Below are 20,964 nucleotides of genomic sequence, written 5' to 3'. Positions count from 1 at the left end.
GGTGCCGGTTGAGAATGTTGAGGCTATCCCGGCTGCGCCGCGGATGCAAGAGATAACGTCAGCGTTATTTTGAGGGAAGGCGGGTACGAGCTAGCGCGGATTTCGGACCGGCAATGACGGAGCCTGAACCGTGGCGCTCGCCGCTTTCGCCGCTTTCTTCAGCCCCAGGCCATTGGCCAACAATTGCGTAGCTGCCGTCTCATCCACAGGACGCGAGAACAAGTAGCCCTGCGCAAACTCGCAACCCAGCGCAATCAGCTCGTTGACCTCCTCGATGGTCTCCGTGCCTTCGGCTACGACTTTCAGTCCGAAACTGTGTGCCAAGCCAATGATGGTGCGAACGATCGCCCGGTTGTCGGCGTCGGTATCCATGTGGGATACAAAGGCGCGGTCAATCTTCAGGATATCTACGGGGAAATGCCGCAGCCGGCTGAGCGACGAGAGTCCGGTCCCGAAATCGTCAATGCTCAATCCAACACCCAACGCCTTCGCCTGGCAAAGTATGCCCTCCGATTTGTTGGGGTCAGCCATGGCGACGGTTTCCACAATCTCCAGGTGCAAGCTGCCAGCTGAGAAGCCTGTCTCCTGTAACGCCTGAGTGATTTCCGGCAGCAAACCGCTATAGGCAAATTCTTTGGCCGTAACGTTGAGGCTCAAGCTGAGCGGCGGATCAGAGGGGAATTGCAATTGCCACTCTCGCATCTTCCGGCATGCTTCCACCCGCAACCAGCGATTCATAGGAAGAATCAGGCCGGTTTCTTCCGCCACCACGATAAATTCCGCCGGGGGAACAAGTCCGAAGTGTGGCCGTTCCCATCGTACGAGCGCTTCAAAACCGCATATTTTCTTGTCAATGAGCCGTATAATCGGTTGGTAGTGCACTCTGAATTCTTTATTTTCAAGCGCATTCCGCAGTTCCGTTTCGAGACTTAATCGTTTCACCGCGCTCGCATGCATGGCGGTGTCGTAAACCTCGCATCTCGCCTTGCCCAGCGATTTCGCGCGGTACATTGCCAGGTCAGAGTCCCGCAACAGCTCTTCTGCGGTGTTATGAGGACTGGTACTCAGGGCGATGCCTACGCTGGCTGAGGCGAACACGCCTTGGCCGTCAATGACGACCGGCGCGTCCGACAAGCACTTCTGGATTCGAGTTGCCACTCGGATGGCATCGCTGGCATCGTGAATGTCTTCGATGAGGATGGTAAACTCGTCGCCGCCCAGCCGTGCCAGGCTGCCGCTGACCGGACCATCATCGGCAGGTTCAGTCTTGGAACGGGCAACCGTGTCGTCCTTGCGTAGAGAGAGGGTTAGCCTTCGCGCAATTTCGATGAGCAGATTGTCTCCTGCTGTGTGACCCAGGCTGTCATTTACTTTCTTGAAGTCATCCAGGTCCACAAACAGGACAGCAAATTTGTAGTTATCGTGCCGGCTGGCGCGGCTGAAGGCGCGTCGCAACCTGTCCAGGAACAAGGCGCGATTGGGTAAATCGGTTAGCGCGTCGTGAAACGCATTATGCTGAAGCTGTTCCTCCGCGCGCTTTCGTTCCGTGATGTCGCGGTTTACGATGACCAGATTGACGGACTTCCCTTTAGGGTCACTGACCACGCTGGCTGTGGATTCGAAGATCCGCCAAGTTCCGTCTTTGTGGCGCATCTTGTACTCCACTCGGTCGCCTTGTCCTGATTTACGTGCCTGTTCGGCAGCGCGCGCCACTCGCGCACGGTCATCAGGATGGATTTGTTCCATTGCCGACGTGCTTTGCAGGTCTTCAGCGGTATATCCGAGCACGTGCTGATAAGAGGGACTGTTGTAAACTCTTTTGCCATTACCATCAACCACCGCTATCAGATCGGCGGCGTTCTCGCTGATCACGCGAAATAACTCGTCACGCGACAACAACTGGCGGCGCACTGAATGGATCTGGAACTGCTGATAAAGGGAGTAGACATCAAATAGCAGTATCAGGCCCAGCAGTCCCCAAACTCCTTCCCGTACGTATTCCGAGTAGGCGACGTCCGTTTCAGTGTTGAGAAACGGCACGGCAAAGGACGCAATGCCGCCAGTCAAGAGCAGGGTAATGACCACCGCAAACGACCACAACCACCACTCCCGGCGCTCCACCTGCTTCATGCGTGAGCCTGCCGTGGTCACAATCTCAGGCTGTGATCGGGTATTTTTTTTCAAGAACCACATGTGATGGCAGCGAGAATCGCGCAGTTACGCAAACCTGCGGATGAGCTTCGCATTTCGCATCTTAGCGGCCCTCATGAAGTGGCGGTAAGGTGCCTTTGGTAATGGCTGACACGTAGCCGGCTGGATGTACGACAGCCTGCGCTGTGTAACCTGAGGTTCGCCGTGGGCGGGCATGGACAAACGTGACGTTACACGAGGCCGATGTTGGGCGCTGAAATTGCGTTTTGAAACTAGTGGGCCTGCGAGATAGGTTCAATTCGTCCGCGGAGAATCGTAATGGATGCGGGTGGCAAGCTGTAAAGAGTATCCCCAGTCACAGTTTTCGTGGTCTGCAGTGGCGGATTATCGGGGTCCGCAAACCCCTTCTTCCTGGCAGCGTGCCATTGATATTGCGCTTTGCCAAAGTTGAGCATCGTAATCTCACCAGCAAACCGCTGCTCGATGCCTGTATCGCCATCGTGGAACACGGCGCGAACCGCGTGCGGGTTGTCATAATCCTTATTGATGATCATCAGGGACCACTGTTGGTCCGGGCGCAAGACAGCGTATGCAGTCACCAGGACATGTCCTTCTGAGTCTTTGACGTCGCTAGCGGCTGCAAAAAGCCGGTGCTCGGCATCTTTTGGCTCTACCCACTCCTGGGTAATTAGACGGGCAGCATAATACTGAGAAGTAGGCTGCTGGATCTGGTAGTTCTGATCTACGGTGAACATGTGATACGTTCCCCAACTGTTGGCGCAGGCGGGATGGGGCGGAGAGTACGGCAGCGCATGATAATAGTAGGTCGCTTTCCCACCCGCAGTCAGAAAGCCAGCAAACGTGTCAGCCAGCCATAGCGCTCCGAAAATATCCACGGCGGCTTCCCCGCCGTGCGCATTGGTTTCGGTATCGAACATCGGGACACCGGGCGGCAGTCCGTCGTCTTTCCATACCTGCATGATGTGAGTCAGCAATTTTGGTTCCTGATAAAGGTTCTTCCACGGCGTCTCACAACCGTCGTACGGATAGTGCTCAAAAGACATGAATGCCAGGTCCCCGAGCCTCCCATGCGCTTTCAGGTACTCGATAAAGCGGCCGAACCAAGAGTTGCTGCCGCTGCCATCCGTCCAAACCTTAATGTCTTCCGTCACGCCTTGGAACACCGGGCCTCCGAGTTTCAGGGTTGGATCCACGCGGTGCAAGGCTGTCGCCCACTGCAGATACAAGGCCCCATAATCCTCGGGCAACATGTATTGGCCATCGGGTTCTTCGCCCATTTCGATATACGAAATGGGGTACCTGCGCCTTTGGATGTACGTGATCTGCGCGGCGGCATCTTCGGGCGTGCTGTAAAGCATTCCTACCGGCATCATGGCGGCCAGGCCACGCGTGATGCCGCTCGTATAGAAAAGGTCCATGCCGGGCTGGTCTCCGGATTCCATTCGATCAGGTGCAACGTAGAGATCCGAAGGTTGGTGCCATGGGTCCACTGACGAGCAGTAAGTGAGCGACTGGCGCTGGTCAGGGGAGTGACGCACCAAGTCGTGCAACTCGCCTTTTTCGTCGAGCGTGCCCAAATAAAGTTCCTTGATCGCATAGCCCAGGCAGTTACGCCGATCGTCCGAGCCATGGGCGTCGCAAGTGCCCGAAGAGTGACTCATGAGAATACGCACGAACTTGGTTAGAACCATCGTCGGAGCAAGCCGCAGTGTTGCCGTTCCACCTTTTCCATCTTCAACCGTGCCGCGTTGAAAGTCCTTCCACTCTCCACGGCCCTGGTCGTCCATGGCGTCATCGCCAGTCCAGTATTCAACTCGGTAAACAATTGCATAGGGTTCAGCCCACGCAATGCGGATCGCATTCACGTCTTGCTTGCTGCCCAAATCAACCACCACCCATTGCGGATGACGTGAGTCATCTTCCCCGGTGAATGGCTGTGCTAAATAAGGATTGCTTTTCCAATAGGTTTTCGGGTTCCCGTCATCCAGACGGGAGAAGCCGTCAAACTCTGTTCCGCCATTGCGAGTGAAGCCCCGGTGGGGCAAGGAATAACCATAGGAGTGGCGAATCATCTCCCGAGGGGTCGAATCGCCTACAAAATAACCTTGTCCGGAAGGGTCGCTCCACTTCCCTTTGGGATTCCAGTGCCATGCCTGCACGAATAGCTCAGGGTTATGCCTGTAGCTGATGGTCCCCCAACCTGCGGACAAGATCTGCTTAAGCTGGTCGGGGCGGAAAAAAGTGTCCGTAGCGTTGCTGGGGACCCGATCTACGGTCGTACCCAACGCGTACGGCGGGCTGAATACATTGGCAACGTGGCTGGGAGTTGTATCAATACGGATGGTTTGGGCGCGGATCTCGGACGCAAAGACCGCAATTACGGCAAAAAGAGTAATGGTGGTTGAAGACCGCGCGATCCCAGGTCTGACTCGCCCTTTGCAGGCTCTTTTTCTATTCAGCAAGGCGTGTAAGTCCGCGGCATCTTTTCGCGATTTAGAAAGACAACTTCAACGCTATCTGCCCAATTCGACCATCACGCGCCCCGGTTACTTGGCCGAAGTTGCTGGAAGCAATATCACCAGAAGAACTCGAGAACGTGAATTGGGCATGGTTGAAGACGTTGAAAAACTCCGCTCGGAACTCGAGCGCCGTCCTCTCAGTGATGGCGGTGTTTTTGTGCAAGGCCAGGTCCCAGTTGTTGATTCCGGGGCCATGGAAGAAGCGCCGCCGCGAATTGCCTGCAACCCCGATATTTTCCGGAGTAAACGGGCTTGTGGAAAAGAACTGGTGGCTGGCTGATGCGCGAGGGTCCTGGAAGTGGATCGACTGCCCGTTGTAGTTGGGTACGTCAGCACCGCCGCAGCCGCAAAGCGAGTTGTCGTCACCTTCACTTAGGGTGACTGGGAAGCCAGTGGTGAAGCGCGTAATCCCAGAAAGCATCCACCCGGAAAGTGCTTTCCCACGGAATCCATGCGTTGACCTCGTGAAAGGCAAGTCATAACTGTAGCTGATGACAAAGTTATGACTTACGTCGAAGGTGGAGAGTGCACGGCTCGCACTTGGAAAGAACGGGTTGATGGTATCGAAAAAGCCCGATGAGTTATCAAGGGACTTCGACCAGGTGTAGGCGCCAAGCAACCGCAGGTTACCCAATCGCTTCTCCAAGCTGGCTTGTAGAGCGTTGTAGCTGGAGTTAGCGACCGTCGCCTCATAGTTATTGCTCTGAAAATCGAGCTGGCCATTAGCAAGTCCGCGGCCCGACGTAACTGAAAATGGCCGAGTGCCGTTTACATGCTGGCCGCTCGGCAGTACGTAAATGGTATCTTCCCCGAAAGGTCCGCAACCTTGGCCGGTAGGCATCACGGCAGCGACCTGCAAGCAGGTAGCGGGATTACCCGGATTGGACTCAATGGTGGACAGCAGGTGTCGGCCGACGGATCCCACGTACCCCACTGTAAGAACTGCAGACCGTGCCACCTCCCGTTGGATTGTCAGATTGAAGTGTCCGGCGTACGGAAGCTTGTTTGTAGTTTTGAACGTAGGCGCAGTTGCGATGGGCAAGTACTTGCCCCAAATTCCCGTGGCTCCAGGTGCCGGAATAGTAAAGGGAAAGCGTTGCCCGGGATCCTGTGACGTGCGAGCCTTGTAGGGCTCCTCCAAATAAACCGGCACCGGGCTGATGTAAAACAGCCCGAAGGGAGGATCGCCGACTTCATTAAAGAGCGTTAGGTCTTCGATTGCGGTGTAGTAGAGGCCACCACCGACACGAATGCTGGTCTTTCCCGGGCCACCAAAAATCTTGCCCAGCAAACCCTCACTAGCCGATGGCGAGTAGGCAATACCTACACGTGGAGCAAACCTGGTGTACTGAGTAGGCGCGAGCGTGCTCGGGACCCCGGCGTCACCTGGAAAAACAAACCCCTTCGGCGCATCTGGATAAACCGTGGATTGTTGGCCCGGGACGAAGGTCTGAATTCGGTTCTTAGTGTCGTAGTAGGGTTGGCTCACGTCCCAACGTAAACCGTAGTTGAGTGTCAGGTCTGACCTCACCTTGAAGGTGTCCTGCGCGTAGAGCCCAAAATACTTGGTGCGGGAATCCAGGAATTGGCGGCTGCTTTGATTGAAGAAATCAGGCGCCCCCAAAAGGAAATCGGCGAAGTCGTTGCCAGTTTCGCTTCCGGAAAAACTGAACCAGCCGTTCGAGGTGTAGGTGTTGCGCTCGTTAATTTGCAGGTAGCGCACATCGCCGCCGAACTTCAGCGTATGGTTCCCCATCACCTTGGAGAAGTTGTCGCTGATCTGGTAGGTGTTGTTGTACTGCCCGGTCGTGCCATCTGGCAGGCCGAAAGAAAGACCTAACTGGTTAAAGCTTATGGGGGCCACGCCTTCAGTCGCTGGGTTCGACGGAATAACCCCCAAACCACCTTCGACATATCCAAAGTCTGTGACCTTGCCCAGTCCGCCCACTGGCTTGTTCTTTAGAAAAGCAAAGCGGGTGTAGTTGAGGCGCAATTCATTCACCGTGTTCGGATTGATTATGAAGGTGTTGCCCACCGCAATCTGTTGCGCGCGCGAGACTGTGGCAGCAGCAAACCCCGGCACATTGGAGGTGAACGCCGGATACGGGCTCAGATAGTTTGCATCATCAAAGTGGTAGTAATACGACCAGTTGCCGAAATGCGCGGTATTCAGATCAACTTTCAATCCCCACTTATCGTCCCTCAAGTTCGACTTCTCAGCCGCGCTAGAGAAGAACGGTTGTCCGCCCTGGCTGCCCGTCGGGGTGGGAATGAACTTCAGCGTCGCCTTGGCGACCGGAGACCAGGCGGCTTCCGGGATTATTGGTCCTGCAGCTCCGGGAAATACGCATTGAATAGTCGTGGTACAGCCGGGGAACCAATAGGGCTCACCGGAATGCACGCTGTAACCCAAACGTTTGCCGAGGACAATAGGAAAGTTAGTTTGGTTTGTATCGCTGCCACGAACTACGCACGGATTATTAGGATCCGCATCTGTAGGACAAACGAACTGTGAAAAACCAGTAGTCCCGAGATCGGAGAAATTTCCGGTCCTCTCCAGTTGCGAAGGAACCACGATCAACCCTGACGACACTCCGCGCGCCTCGCGGCTGCCTTGGTAATCGCCGAACACGAACAGTTTGTTCTTTAGGATGGGACCACCCAGGGTACCGCCGAATTGATTGCGCCGGAGAACGCCGCGCTCCGGATCAAAGAAACTCCGCGCGTCCAGTTTGTCATTGCGCAGGAATTCATAGCCAGAGCCGTGAATTTCGTTGGTGCCACTCTTGGTCAAAACGTTAACAATGGCGCCCGAAAACCGTCCATACTCGGCGTTGAACGAGCTGGTGAGCAGGCGGAATTCCTGAATCGAGTCTAGGGTAGGAATAATGGAAGCGCCGTTGTTAACGCCCTCCTCCACGTCGCCGCCATTTACCAGAAACGAATTGGCAGCTTCTCGTTGTCCATTGACGGAAACGTTGCCGGAACTCAAATTGCCGGAAACCAGCCGATCATTACTCGTCGCGTCAGAAGAAATAGGAACTACGCCCGCCTGCAGCCCCAGCAGGTCAATGTAGCTGCGGCCATTCAGCGGCAGGGTAGTCATCTTTTTATCTTCAATCACGTCTCCAAGCTGCGTGTTGGTGGTGTCCACCTGGGTCGCAGAGCCAGTCACTTCGACACTTTGGGTTACGGCGCCGATTGCAAGCTTGAAGTCAGCCTTATACGTCTGGTTCACGACGAGTTTGATTCCGGTTTGAACTTTGCGGCCGAAGCCCGGCGCCTCGACTTCAAGACTGTATCTTTCACCTACTGGAACAGAGATGAACTCGTAATTGCCGCTCGAGTTCGTGATCGCCCGACGTTCGAGTCCGGTGGCCGCATTCTTCAGGACGACCGTCGCATTGGGAACGGCAGCGCCGCTCGGATCCACGACGGTACCCACCACTCCAGCGGTAACATCAGCGAAAAGAAGTTGTCCGCCGAAGATCACAATCGCGAAAAGGAACATCAGAACTCTGCGGAACGGGTTGCTCAAAAAGCACCTCCAGCGGGCATCTCGGACGACGAGCCAGAAACAGCTCAAGAAGCACACAAAATACCGAGAAGGATATGGGGAGTCAAGACGTAATCTGCCAGGTGATATCCTGAGCTAGTCGAAGGCGAATATGAGTTTCGGGATTCGATCGCGGATTGCGCCATCTGGCAAGCGTTTCCGAGGCTGGCCGCTGGTGATGGGACTCATGGTGTTGCCATTAGAATCTGCGGCATTTCAGCTCTCTGTCCCAACCCGCATTTCATCCTGTGAAAACGTTCGCTCGCTACTTCAAAGCGCTCAACAGATGTTGGGCCGTGGTGATTTCGCGACTGCTCTTCAAACTCTCAATCGGGTTGTCGCCGCGAATCCGAATTGCGCAGACGCTTACCTTCTATTAGGACTCACTGAATTTCAGCAAGGTAAGACCACAAGCTCCATTCAGAATTACAAACGAGCCCTCAAGCTTGACCCCCGTTCCTACTCGACTCACTACAACCTGGCTCTCGCGTATTTGCGTGGGCATAGAATTCCGGAGGCGCGCGTCGAGTTGGAGCAGGCAGTGAAATTGGATCCGCGCCAATCGGATGCTGCCTATGACCTTGGCGTCGTTCTTCTGGAACTTGGGAAACCCTCCGCGGCGCTGCTGCACTTGCGTCGAGCAAAGGCGCTAAATTCCCAGCGGCCCGATGTCGCCTTTAATATTGTTCGTGCGGAACTGCAAGCCGGGCACACGCCCGAAGCTGCGGCAGAGGCGCAATCTTCAGCACAACGTCTTGCCACCGATTTTCAGTGGAACGCCGCCATCGGACAACTCTTCGCCAAAAATGCGCAGTTTAAATATGCCGCCATCTACCTGGGGCAGGCGAACCGCATCCGGCCCGAGGACGCCGACATCCGTCATCAGCTCGCGGTGGCGTACCTGGAGTCCCGCCAGCCGGACCAGGTGCTGAGCACCATCCCGGAACCGACAACTGGCGATGACTTTTACCTCCGCGCCAGCGCCTACTATATTTCCCATCAATTCCCCGAGGCGGACCGTGAGTCTGAACAAGGGCTGGCCCTGGCGCCAGAGAACCCTCACATCCTCGTGCTGCGCACCCGACTCTTGCAGCGTGCGGGTCAACAAGAGGCTGCACTTGCTGCGGCACAGAAAGCAGCCACTCTCGCGCCGAAGTGGGACGAACCTTATTACCTTGCCGGCGTGAGTTCTTATTTCATCCGCCGCTACGATCAGGCCGCGGAAGCTCTCGCCCGGGCCATTGCGCTCAATCCCAATTCAGCCCGGGCATTCTTCTTGCAATCCATAGCTCTGGCGAATCAGAGTAAGGTCCACGAGGCCGAGCAAAGCCTTCGGCGGGCGATAGAGCTACAGCCCCAGAACGCCCGCTTTCATTGTCATCTCGGCATTCTGCTGGCGCGCCAAAATGAAGACGCGAAAGCTGAAGCCTCATTGAGACAAGCCATCCAGCTCAAGCCCGACTACGGACTTTCGCATTATGAATTGGGAAAGCTCTTAGCGCACGCGCAGCGACTTCAACCGGCCGCACTGGAGCTAACTCAGGCTGTGACGCATGACCCAACCTTGGGCGCCGCTTACTATCAGCTGAGCCGGGTGTATGCAAAACTCGGTGAAACCGAAAAATCGGACCGGGCACGCGCCGAGTTTGAGAAGCTTTACCAGCGGGAAGCGGATGACGCTCAAGCTGCAGATCGCGTGCTAAATGAAGATGCCATGAAAGAAACCGAGGCACCCTGACAGAATCATGACTCATCTCCACACCGCAGACTTTCTATGGCTCTAACCCGTCGCAGATTTATTTCTCTCTCAGGCGGAGCGCTGATAAGCGCGTGGCCGGTTTTTGGGCAACGCGCAAACCAAAACTCCAGCCCGGTACCAGCCAAAGGCAACCCAGGCCGTCCCTTCGGTGCCTACTTCGTGGATATTGCCAGAGAGGCGGGCCTCATCCAGCCGGTGATCTACGGCGAAGCCGATCACAAAGACTACATTCTGGAAACCGTGGGATGCGGATGCGCATTCCTCGATTACGACAACGATGGCTGGCTCGACATTTTTGTCCTCAACGGTACCCGACTACGTGGCGCTCCTGAAGGCACGTCGAACAGACTCTACAAGAATAACCGCGACGGGAGCTTCACCGACGTAACCGAAAAGGCTGGCCTGCACGCCACCGGATGGGCGTCCGCCGTATGTGTTGGGGACTATAACAATGACGGATTTGAGGACCTGTTCTGCACCTACTACGGTCAGAACAAACTTTATCGAAACAACGGCGACGGAACTTTTACTGACGTCACCAAAGAAGCCGGATTGCACAATGCGCGCTCCAGATGGGGCGCTGGCTGCGCCTTTTTAGACTACAACCGCGACGGCCACCTTGATCTGTTCGTTTCAAACTATGTTGATTTCGATTTGGCCAAGGTTCCCAAGCCAGGTGCAAACCTCAACTGTACCTGGAAGGGTATTCCGGTGAATTGTGGTCCACGCGGCCTGCCCCATGGCTTAAATTCGCTCTATCGAAACAACGGGGACGGCACATTCACCGACGTGAGCCAGCAAGCCGGAATCGCCGCCGCCCGCCCCAGTTACGGCATGACCGTGGTGGCCGCGGACTTCAACGAAGACGGTTGGCCCGATATCTATGTGGCCTGCGATTCCACTCCCAGTCTCCTATTCATCAACCAGCATGATGGAACATTTAAGGAAGAAGGCATTGCGCGCGGGGCAGCTCTGAGCGAAGACGGTAAAGAGCAGGCTGGCATGGGCCTGGCGGTAGGCGACTACGACCTGGACGGCCACCTGGACATCTTCAAGACAAATTTTGCGGACGATACCAACGTACTCTACGAGAATGACGGAAAGGCAAACTTCGAAGATAAGACGATCTCCGCAAGGCTGGGCGAGCAGAGCCGCTATATCAGTTGGGGCACAGCTATCGCCGACTTAGATAATGATGGCTGGCCGGACATTTTCTTTGTCTCCGGCAGCGTTTACCCTGAAGTTGAAAAGCAGCTTCCCAACTATCCCGACAAGTGCCCGCGGACTGTGTACCGGAATCTGGGTGATAGAACCTTCGCAAAGCTTGGCCAGGAGGCCGGACCCGGCATCGCCGCTAAACACTCAAGCCGTGGCTGTGCCTTCGGGGATTTTGACAACGATGGCGACATAGACATTTTGATCGTTAATCTGAACGAGCCCCCTTCCCTTCTGCGAAATGACCTGCGGGGAAATAACCACTGGCTGAAAGTAAAACTGATCGGTACAAAATCCAATCGCAGTGCAATCGGGGCGCGCGTGATCGCACGCTATGCGGGAAAAGCCCAGGCACAGGAAGTCTTGAGCCAATCCAGCTTCTACTCTTCCAATGATTCGCGATTGCATTTCGGGCTGGGTTCGGCCACCTCAGCCGAACTTGAAATTCGATGGCCGAGTGGAACCAAAGAATCCTATTCGACGGCTTGCGACCAACTGGTCACTATTCAAGAGGGAAAAGGCGTAGTCCCTGGCAAGAGCTTTGCGCCACGTTCTTAACTCCAAGCCAAAACAATTTGTTATGAGGAGTGCGCTTTCAGCAGCGGCGTATTCGTTGCGTCCGTCCCGGTTAGGTGTAGGTTCATACAACTCTTTCACCTAATTCCTGGAGGAATCATGCAATCTTCTTATAGGAAGAGTTTTGGATAAGCGTGTGCTGGAAGCTACACCGTGTCTGATCGGCCATGGTGTCTGCAGCCTTGCGCTCGCGCAAACTTAATGAAATCAACGGCTCCTGGGTTGGCGCTCGTTTTGCCTTATCACCGGCAGCTGCATTCAGCAGCAGGAGGTGATTACAATGAAGCAACTCGAGAGTTTCAATTCAGAGGTGACAGCTGTACGGCAGTTTCCGCAGGAAGTGCGGCGCATTTGGGCCAACGGTAAGCAAAGAACAGCGATCGTGGTTGGTCTGGTTGTACTCCCATTTCTCCTGGCACTCGGCGCTTGTTCCAAAGAGAAGAAGTCCGTGGCGAGTTCTGGAAATCAGAATCTGCAAAATCAGGGAACTCTCCCAGTCTCGATGCCGGAAGTTTCCCCGATAAACAACGTTCCGCAAGTTCAACCAGTCACGCCAAAAAAGACCGTTCGGAAACGGCCATCTACCCTCATCTACCGCGATCGGGATCACAGAATCTCCTTCCGCTATCCCCGCAAGTACATGCTGAAGACTGGCGATCAGGCGCAAGTGGTTGTGGCCGACTCGCAGCCGGTGGACATGAACTTCGTCCAGCCGGGTGGTACGACGCTGGCCTCAGTACTGCTGCCGTCTAATTTGTATCCGGGAACCGACTTCAGTTCGGCGTTCTTCATGGTCAGCGTGAACCAGAAGCTGAGCGAATCAGAATGCGGGCAATTCGTGTTGCCGACGCATTCAGATACAGAACCGGTCTCACCGCCCTCTTCCGTGAAAATCGGCGAGAGGGAATTCCAGCAGGTCGAAGCTGTGAGTAAGCAGGGCGACGTGAAGTACTACCACGTTTTTGAAAATGGTGGTTGCTACGAACTCGCGCTCGGCATGGGCACTTCAGGCGACCAGCCGGCGGACGGGATCACACCCGTTGACCACGAACAGGTATTTCGCAACCTGGAGAAGATCTTGACCACGGTGAAGATCAAATCCAGTGTTGTGCCTGAAGTGGCCACTGCCCCGGCTACTCCAGTCGAAGCAAGCAATCAGTAAATAGTCAGATCTGTTTGATTCGTGAACGGAAAGGCTACGCTCCCCAGCGTGGCCTTTTTGTGTCTGTAGCACCTGCCGGTTCGAGTTTCCTCTGACACACTGTATCCTCGCGCACACAGTTGCAGCCGAACTCTCCCCAGTAAGCCAAGGACTCTCAATAGTTTAGGGTTGGGCCACGACGTGCCATTTGCTTTGGCGTAAGCCGACGCTGAGGTGAGCGACCATGTGGCCCCAAAACCAGCTAATCAAAAGAGCAGCCCAGAAAGCCCTGATTCTGATTTGTATGCTCGGGTTGATGATGGTGCCAGGCAAGGCGCCGCTCGCCATTAACTCTGTGCCAGCGAACTTCTCGGCACGGATTTCAGGCCGCCGGCCGCCCAGGCACGAGCCCCGGCCAGTAAGAATTCGCAATTCATGGAGTACGCGTCATGAACAACACACTTGATACCGCAACCGCGGCGCTCATCGTAACTGCGGCACTCGCTTTCTCCTTCGCCATCGCACTTGTAGTCGAAGAGATCGTCTGCGCCGGACTGTTCCGCGTGATGTTCGCTCGTCAGGTGGACCACAACAAAACTCGGCTAAACCGCTAATTAAGGAGAACCACCATGCTATTTCTCAAGTACGTACTGATGATCGTTGGGATCGCGATGTTCGTTCTTGCCGCTGCGATCCTTGCCTATGATTTTTACCTTGTGAGGCGACTGCGGCGCGGCGTGGGTGGCGAAACGGGCAGCGTTCCAGCCAGCGCCGCACCGGAACCACCGATCCGCTGGCGATCAAGCGTGGCCCTGGTCCTGCTCGCCTGGGCCCCGCTGCTGCTGGCCTTAAGTATTGTCGTCGTACCCGAAGGCATGGCGGGTGTCCGCGTCAGCCAGACCTCAGGCACGCTGACCGGCACCCTCTATCCTGGCGTGCATTTCGTTCGGCCCATGCTGGACAAAGTGGTCCTCTTCGACACTCGTGACCAGTTGTTCACCAGCGGCATGCCCGAGGATCATGCCAATAAAGGAGAAGCATCGCAACCCGAACCGCTGAAGGTTCAGGCCCGCGAAGGACTCTCCCTCGGACTCGCCATCACGGTTCGCTACCGACTTGATCCGCGCCGCCTTGATTATCTTTTGGACAATCTGCCCCAACCCGTGCAGAAGGAACTGGTGCCCCCAATCGTGGCCAGCGCCTGGCGTGAATTGGTTCCCAACTACACGGTACGCGAGGTATTTGCGGTCAAACGTGAAGAGGTCCGCCGGCGTGCCGCTGACACTATCACCCGCAAACTCTCTGCGGACGGGATCATTGTGAAGGAAGTTATGCTGCGCGACATTCAACTGCCGCCAGAATACGCCAAAGGATTGGAAAGTTTGCTGCTTAAGGAACAGGAAAACGACCGCATGGGAGTTGAAACCGAGATCCAGCAGAAGCAAGTGAGGATCACCGAGTTGGAGGCCGAAGGCGCCAAAGCCCAACAGGTGAAGCAAGCCGAAGGCCAGGCCCAGGTCCGCGTGCTGCAAGCTAAGGGCGAGGCCGATGCCATGAAATACCTGTTGCCGCTGAAAAAGGAACAGATCGAACAGTCGAAGCTGGAGGCGCAGGCGCGCAAAGAAGCGACCGTGCAAAACGCAGATGCCGAAGCCCAGGCCAAAGTCATTGACAGCAAAGCGGAAATGGAACGCCGCAAACTCCTCGCCCAAGCGGAAGCGGAGCGCATTCGTGTTACCGCCGCTGCCGATGCTGAGCGCATGAAGAGCGAAGGCCAGATCCTGAAGCAAAATCCATTGCTGATTAACAAAATTGTCGCCGAGCGCCTTTCGGACAAGCTGCAGATCATGATGGTGCCCTCCGACGGCAAATTCTTTTTCGCTAATGACGTGTTGCGGAGCATGAACATGTCCAATCGCGCCAGCCAGGCCGAGGAGGCGGGCGTTGATCCTCCCAAGCAGTAATTCCGATGAACTGCAGCAGCATGAGCGACGGTGAGGAATTAATCCACTGGAGAAGCAAGATGTTAAACCGTAATTGCGAGGAGCCATGTCAGTGACGGTTTATAATTCGCGCATTCCACTCATCACATTGCCGAGGACGCGCTTTGCCGGTTTCATGCTCGGCCTGTGGGCGCTATTGCAGGCCTCGGCTCTTGCGGTCGCCGCTAACAACTGGAACGATCCGGCACAACAGCTGGCGCAACGAATCTCTGCGGTAACCGGCCCCGGAGCGGTTTCGCTCGATCTGAACAATCGCTCCTCGTTAAGCTCTAGCGAGGCCGACCAGGTACGGCGCGTGCTCATCACTTCTTTGGAAGCCAGGGGTGTTCGGATCGTGGACGCCCCTCAGGCGGCAGCTTCCATTCACGTTACCTTGTCCGAAAGTCAGCAGAATTACCTCTGGGTCGCTCAGGTGCGGCAAGGAACCGCTGAGGAAAAGGTGGTCATGGTGGCCTTGCCAGATCTGCGACCACGGGCGGCAAAATCTTCAGCCACCGCAACGATTCATCGCACTCCTTTATGGTCACAGGAAGCACGCATTCTCGATGTGGCGCTTCTCTACAAGGCTAACCCCGGGCACATGCTGGTGCTTGAGCCAGACCAAGTGGTTCTGTACCGCTGGAATACCGGACATTGGGAAACGGAACAGGCGTTTCCGATCATCCACCAGCAACCCTGGCCGCGTGATGTACGCGGAAGGTTGATGATTAGTCAAGAGCACTTATTCGATGCTTACCTGCCGGGCGTCGTCTGCTCTGCCGTCCTCAGTTCGCCTCTGAGCATGGCCTGTCACGAAGCCGACGACCCTTGGCCGCTCGCAAATCCGTCGTTCAACCTGCGTGCATTCTTTTCACCGGCGCGCAATTTCTTTACCGGCGCGATTACGCCGCCTCTCGGTCAACAGAACACTGCGCCTTTCTATTCCGCTGCCCCTCTTCCGCGGGAGAACTATGTGCTTTGGGTAATGGCAGGAGTGGACGGGGCAGTTCACTTCGCGGACGGGATGAACGATCGCATCAGCCCTGGAATCGCTTGGGGCAGCGATCTAGTAAGCCTGAAAACCTCGTGCGGCAGCGGATGGCAAGTGCTCGCCTCGAGAATGGGTGATGGATCCGATTCATTGCGCGCATATGAGATCGCCGATCGCGAACCCACGGCGCTCAGCGAGTCTTCGGAATTCGGCGGTCCGATAACAGCGCTCTGGACCAAAGATGACGGCAGCACAGCTGTGGCCATCGCGCACAATTTGGAAACGGGGATGTATGAGGCGTTCGGTATATATATTTCTTGCGGCCATTAGCGCCCTGTTACTTGCGCTCGCAAGTCCGGCCGCTACCCGCGCGCATTACGGCGGGACGCTGCATCTTGCGATGCGGGCAGCACCAGCATCGCTCGATCCCGTCAATCCGGACATGGCCGGCCCCGAGGGCAGCTCACGCCTGGTTCCACTGATCTTTGACCGGCTCACCACGTTCGACGACAAAGGTCGTTTGCAGCCCCAGCTCTCAACCAAGTGGCAGGGCGGCACGGGCAATCGCCGCTGGGAATTCTGGTTGCGCCGCGGTGTCAAATTTAGTGATGGCTCGCCGCTGACTCCCGAGTCCGTCGCCGCTTCGTTGCGGCTGGCAAATCGCGATTGGAAGGTGAGCGCCTTGTCAGATTCCGTGGTCGTCGAACTCGAGAATCCGTCCCTCACAATACCGGCGGAAATGGCCCTCTCACGCAACGCCATTGCATACCGCAACGGCGATAATGTGCTCGGTAGCGGCCCCTTCCAGGTGACCGAGTGGCAGCCGGGCAAACGGCTCGTCCTGAAGACGCAAGACACTTATTGGGGCGGACGGCCCTTTCTCGACTCCGTTCAAATTGACCTCGGACAGGATTTTCGTCAGCAAACTATAGCAATGGGATTAGGAAGAGCTGACCTGATCGAGATTGCTCCCGAGCAGGCAGGCCGCACTGGGAGTATTGGCCGCCACCTGGTGGAGTCTCAACCTGCCACTTTGATCGCGCTTGTATTTCCACGGGAACCGCGGTCAGCGGAAGAGGCCCGTATCCGCGATGCGCTTGCGCTCAGTATTGACCGAAACTCCATGCTGCGGGTACTGCTGCAAGGAAAAGGGACGGCAACAGCCAGCATTTTGCCGAATTGGATGACTGGTTACGGCTTCCTGTTTCCACTAGACCGCGATCTCGCCCGCGCGCAGGAGATACGGTCAGAGATACACCAGTTGGGCGCACTAGTACTCGCCTATGACGCCAGTGATCCGGTGAATCAATTGCTGGCCGAACGCGTCGCGCTGAATGCACGTGAAGCCGGAATCACGATCCAGCTTGTTCGCTCCGCCTCCTCGCCCGACCTGCGACTAATGAGGATTCGTTTGCAGTCGCCCGATCCGGCAGTCGCGCTAACGCGCATCGCCGAAGATCTCGGGTCAGGGGCGCCAAAGTTCGCCGACAGTTCAGCGGACGAACTCTATCAAAGAGAGCGCGACCTGCTGCACTCGAGCCGCATTATTCCTCTGTTGCAAGTGCCCGATGTGTTCGCACTCGCTCCCAATGTCAACGGTGCACAGCCGGATGAACTGGGAGAGTGGCGGCTGGAAGATATTTGGCTGGGAGCAGGCAAGCCGTGAGCTTTCGCCGGAAGTTGTTGGCCACTTTTGCGCTGACCGTTTTCTTCGCCGTGGCCGGGGTGGCTATAGCCGTTTCGGTCCTCACACGGCGCGCCTTTGAGAAATCAGAATCGGAGCGGACGAGCGCTTTGATCACGCAGTTCCAGCGCGAATTTGCGAAGCACGGTGAGGACGTTGTCCGGCGTATTGAAACCATCGCTGCTACCGATTCCGTGGCTCACATCGCGCTGGATGCAAACCGGGCTGCGCCAGATTTAAGTGCCTACGTAAATGAGGCAAAGCCGTTGGCTGACAGCGAACAACTCGACTTCCTGGAATTAGTGACCGGCGATGGCGCGATCATTTCTTCCGCGCAGTCGCCGGCGAAGTTCGGTTACAAAGAGTCCTTGGTGACAAATCTGCCGGCTGCAGCGACGACCGCATTTCTAAAACGCGAGGAGCTTTCTGACGGCACAGCCGTCTTCGGTGTTTTCTCCCTGCGCGCGCTCCGCGTTGGTGACAAACCTGTCTATGTCATCGGCGGCCAACGTCTCGACAGCAACTTTCTCGCAACTTTGCCGCTTACGCCAGGCGCGCGAGTGATGCTCTACCCAAACCTCGCGTCAGATTACTCGCCCAAACTATTGGTTGATGCTTCTGGGCCGGTTGCTCAGGCCGAAATGCTAAGGCCTCTTCTTCGAAAAGTGCAACAGACCGGGGTCGAACAGGACGGCGTGGTGCGTTGGTCAGCCGACGCAGCCGACGTCGAAGATGTCCATGCCATGCCGCTCAAAGGACAGAAGGGGGAATTGCTGGGTGTTTTGCTGATAGGCAATTCGCGTCGCAGTCTAGTCGAACTCGAACGTCGTATCCGCTCCGCCGCGTTGCTGATAGGCAGTCTGGGACTGGTGCTCGCCATGCTAGTGAGCAGCTGGGCCGCCACCAGGGTGACTCGACCGGTGGAGCAACTCGCCGCCGCAGCACGCCAGGTTGCCGACGGAAACTGGGATGCAAAGGTTGAACTCGTCTCTGACAACGAGCTCGGACATCTGGCAGAAGCTTTCAACCGCATGACGCGCGAACTGATCGACCAGCGCGAACGTTTAATACAGTCCGAACGAGTGGCAGCGTGGCGCGAGTTGGCCCGCCGGTTGGCCCACGAATTGAAGAACCCTTTGTTCCCGCTACAGATCACGGTGGAGAATTTGCTCAAAGCCCACGAGAGTGATCCTGATCAGTTTGAGGAGGTGTTCCGCGAGAGCACCGGCACCCTGTTGGCGGAAATTGCGAACTTGAAGACCATCACCGGACGATTCAGCGACTTTTCGAGGATGCCGCAGCCACGGCTTCAGCCGGTAAAACTAAATGAAATTGTGCGCAGTGTGCTGCAGCTTTATCAAAATCAACTTAACCAGCGAGGCCAGGCAATCGTGTGCAATCTCAATTTGGATGAGAGCGTCGGGAACATCACTGCTGACCCGGACCTGCTCCACCGTGCGCTCTCCAATCTGGTCGTCAACGCGATTGACGCCATGCCGGGAGGCGGCACGCTCTCCATCCGTACACAGCAAAAGAACGACGAGGTCCACATTGAAGTTTCCGATACCGGTGAAGGACTCAGCCCAGAAGAATGCAAACGTTTGTTCACTCCCTATTACACTACCAAGGAGCACGGGACAGGACTTGGTCTAGCAATTGTCCAGTCGGTGGTGAGCGATCACCATGGACGTATCACCGTTTCCAGCACCCCCGGCCGTGGCACAACTTTTTTAGTCGCGTTGCCCAGCGGATCTGCGCTCGCTGGACAAGCGGCCTTATCGAAAGCGGAGCCGACCTAAAGTTATGCGGCAGAAGGCACAGTTGTTGATCGTAGATGACGAAGCTAACACTCTGGCTTCTCTGGCACGGGCCTTTCGCCTGGCCGGACATGAAGCCGTCGTCTGCGATAACGCTGCCAAGGCGCTGGAGCTTGCCAAGTCGCAGTCCTTCGACTTGATTCTTTCCGATGTCGTTATGCCGGGCAAGAATGGTCTGGCTCTGCTCGAGGAACTAAAGGCCCAGGGAATCACTACGCCGGTGGTCATGATGTCCGGGCAGGCGCATATTGAGATGGCGGTCCGCGCCACGAAGCTCGGGGCGCTCGATTTTCTGGAGAAGCCTATCTCGTCCGATAAGTTAATGCTTACCGTTGAAAACGCGCTCAAGCTGCAGCAACTGGAAACGGAAAACCGGCAACTCCGGCAACGGTTGGGTAAGCACGAGATGGTGTGGTCTGGTGATGCGATGCGGCGCGTAATGGCGCAGGTGGATCGCGTGGCGGCGAGTGAGACTCGGGTCTGCATTCTGGGCGAAACCGGCACCGGCAAAGAACTAGTGGCCCGCACGCTGCACGAGCGCAGTCCGCGCGCCTCCGGTCCTTTTATTACGCTCAATTGCGCCGCCATTCCGGCGGAGCTGATCGAGTCCGAGCTTTTCGGTCATGAGAAAGGTTCGTTTACCGGGGCTGCCACCCGCCACATCGGCAAGTTCGAGCAGGCACAGCACGGCACCCTTTTCCTGGATGAAATCGGGGACATGCCGCTTGCCATGCAGGCCAAACTACTGCGCGTCTTGGAAGAAAATGAAGTGGAGCGGATTGGTGGCGACAAACCAATCACGGTAGATGTCCGAGTCATCGTCGCCACTCACCGCAACCTCGAAACCCTGGTCAGAGAAGGAAAGTTCCGTCAGGACCTTTTTCATCGTATCTACGTGTTCCCGCTCGTCCTGCCCCCGCTGCGCGAGCGACCGGACGATATCGCCCCACTGATCGAGCATTTTGCCCACCAGGTGAGCCAACAAAACGGCTGGAAACCTCTTCCCTTCACTACTGATGCTATCCAAGCGCTTCGAAACTACACCTGGCCGGGTAACGTCCGCGAGTTGCGTAACGTGGTCGAGCGGCTCCTGCTGCTGGCCAGCAGCGACTCTGTGGATCGCAGCACCGTTGAGCAAGCTTTGCCTCAGAACAACGCTTTGGGTGCTGTTTCAGGCAGTTCCGCCGGGGGCCTCGCCGAACGTGTCAACAGCTTCGAGCGCGATACCATTCTCTCTGAACTCAAGCGTAACCAGTTCCACATCACGAATACCGCCAAAGCGTTGGGCCTCGAGCGCAGCCACCTCTACAAAAAAGCTGAACACCTGGGAATCGATTTGCAGGCAATCCGCAAGAGTTCGGCAGCGGAAGATTAAAACCGATCTGTTTTGCGAATCGTTATCACCTGCAGAAAAGAAAAAGGTACACTCTGAGAAAGAAGCCAATGCCGCTCGGAAATTTGGTTTAGGACAGCGACCTTGGTGACCTTTGTTGCACAACTGACACTCGGGCAGAATTTATCTTCTGACGTAGTGGTTTCCGGCTCAAGGCGT

Annotated in this window: 12 protein-coding genes; 9 read left to right on the top strand and 3 right to left on the bottom strand. The window is 56.1% G+C overall.

From position 1 onward, the window contains the following. Positions 1-90 precede the first annotated feature (90 nt). The 3 genes from VFA76_07870 to VFA76_07860 all read right to left on the bottom strand — a co-directional run bounded on the left by VFA76_07870 (position 91) and on the right by VFA76_07860 (position 8,229). On the bottom strand, positions 91-2,184 hold the full coding sequence (locus tag VFA76_07870; protein ID HZR31754.1) for an EAL domain-containing protein: 2,094 nt from the start codon (positions 2,182-2,184) through the stop codon (positions 91-93). A gap of 239 nt (positions 2,185-2,423) precedes the next feature. Further along, complete coding sequence (locus VFA76_07865; protein HZR31753.1) at positions 2,424-4,634, bottom strand: discoidin domain-containing protein; 2,211 nt, start codon at positions 4,632-4,634, stop codon at positions 2,424-2,426. Between the two features lie 31 nt (positions 4,635-4,665). Further along, on the bottom strand, positions 4,666-8,229 hold the full coding sequence (locus VFA76_07860) for a TonB-dependent receptor (protein HZR31752.1): 3,564 nt from the start codon (positions 8,227-8,229) through the stop codon (positions 4,666-4,668). A gap of 130 nt (positions 8,230-8,359) precedes the next feature. Here VFA76_07860 and VFA76_07855 point away from each other — a divergent pair, with 130 nt between their 5' ends. The 9 genes from VFA76_07855 to VFA76_07815 all read left to right on the top strand — a co-directional run bounded on the left by VFA76_07855 (position 8,360) and on the right by VFA76_07815 (position 20,787). Further along, on the top strand, positions 8,360-9,985 hold the full coding sequence (locus VFA76_07855; GenBank protein ID HZR31751.1) for a tetratricopeptide repeat protein: 1,626 nt from the start codon (positions 8,360-8,362) through the stop codon (positions 9,983-9,985). Between the two features lie 36 nt (positions 9,986-10,021). Further along, entirely contained in the window at positions 10,022-11,779 is a 1,758-nt protein-coding gene (locus VFA76_07850) for a CRTAC1 family protein (GenBank protein ID HZR31750.1), read from the top strand. Positions 11,780-12,077: 298 nt separating this feature from the next. Continuing rightward, the gene (locus tag VFA76_07845) at positions 12,078-12,959 is read left to right on the top strand and encodes a hypothetical protein (protein HZR31749.1); all 882 of its coding nucleotides are present in this window, start codon (positions 12,078-12,080) and stop codon (positions 12,957-12,959) included. A gap of 428 nt (positions 12,960-13,387) precedes the next feature. Continuing rightward, entirely contained in the window at positions 13,388-13,552 is a 165-nt protein-coding gene (locus VFA76_07840; GenBank protein HZR31748.1) for a hypothetical protein, read from the top strand. Positions 13,553-13,567: 15 nt separating this feature from the next. Continuing rightward, the gene (locus VFA76_07835) at positions 13,568-14,902 is read left to right on the top strand and encodes an SPFH domain-containing protein (GenBank protein HZR31747.1); all 1,335 of its coding nucleotides are present in this window, start codon (positions 13,568-13,570) and stop codon (positions 14,900-14,902) included. A gap of 91 nt (positions 14,903-14,993) precedes the next feature. Next, positions 14,994-16,241, top strand: a complete 1,248-nt coding sequence (locus tag VFA76_07830) for a hypothetical protein (GenBank protein HZR31746.1) — start codon at positions 14,994-14,996, stop codon at positions 16,239-16,241. Continuing rightward, positions 16,204-17,577, top strand: coding sequence for an ABC transporter substrate-binding protein (locus VFA76_07825; GenBank protein ID HZR31745.1), 1,374 nt, complete (start codon positions 16,204-16,206; stop codon positions 17,575-17,577). Before VFA76_07830 ends, VFA76_07825 begins: the two co-directional genes overlap by 38 nt. Beyond that, positions 17,574-19,394, top strand: coding sequence for an ATP-binding protein (locus VFA76_07820; protein HZR31744.1), 1,821 nt, complete (start codon positions 17,574-17,576; stop codon positions 19,392-19,394). The genes VFA76_07825 and VFA76_07820 overlap by 4 nt, the downstream gene beginning before the upstream one ends. 4 nt (positions 19,395-19,398) lie before the next feature. After that, the gene (locus VFA76_07815; protein ID HZR31743.1) at positions 19,399-20,787 is read left to right on the top strand and encodes a sigma-54 dependent transcriptional regulator; all 1,389 of its coding nucleotides are present in this window, start codon (positions 19,399-19,401) and stop codon (positions 20,785-20,787) included. The last annotated feature ends 177 nt before the right edge of the window (positions 20,788-20,964 follow it).

The organism is Terriglobales bacterium (genome assembly GCA_035651655.1).
GTDB lineage: Bacteria > Acidobacteriota > Terriglobia > Terriglobales > Acidobacteriaceae > DASRFG01.
The sequence above is the reverse complement of the archived record's forward strand: the minus strand, read 5'-3'. Positions and strand labels throughout refer to the sequence as shown.

Excerpts from the sequence above, each read along its gene's own strand:
- VFA76_07855 (HZR31751.1), top strand. The coding sequence starts at position 8,360 with ATGAGTTTCGGGATTCGATCGCGGATTGCGCCATCTGGCAAGCGTTTC.
- VFA76_07850 (HZR31750.1), top strand. The coding sequence starts at position 10,022 with ATGGCTCTAACCCGTCGCAGATTTATTTCTCTCTCAGGCGGAGCGCTG.
- VFA76_07845 (HZR31749.1), top strand. The coding sequence starts at position 12,078 with ATGAAGCAACTCGAGAGTTTCAATTCAGAGGTGACAGCTGTACGGCAG.
- VFA76_07840 (HZR31748.1), top strand. The coding sequence starts at position 13,388 with ATGAACAACACACTTGATACCGCAACCGCGGCGCTCATCGTAACTGCG.
- VFA76_07835 (HZR31747.1), top strand. The coding sequence starts at position 13,568 with ATGCTATTTCTCAAGTACGTACTGATGATCGTTGGGATCGCGATGTTC.
- VFA76_07825 (HZR31745.1), top strand. The coding sequence starts at position 16,204 with ATGAGGCGTTCGGTATATATATTTCTTGCGGCCATTAGCGCCCTGTTA.
- VFA76_07815 (HZR31743.1), top strand. The coding sequence starts at position 19,399 with ATGCGGCAGAAGGCACAGTTGTTGATCGTAGATGACGAAGCTAACACT.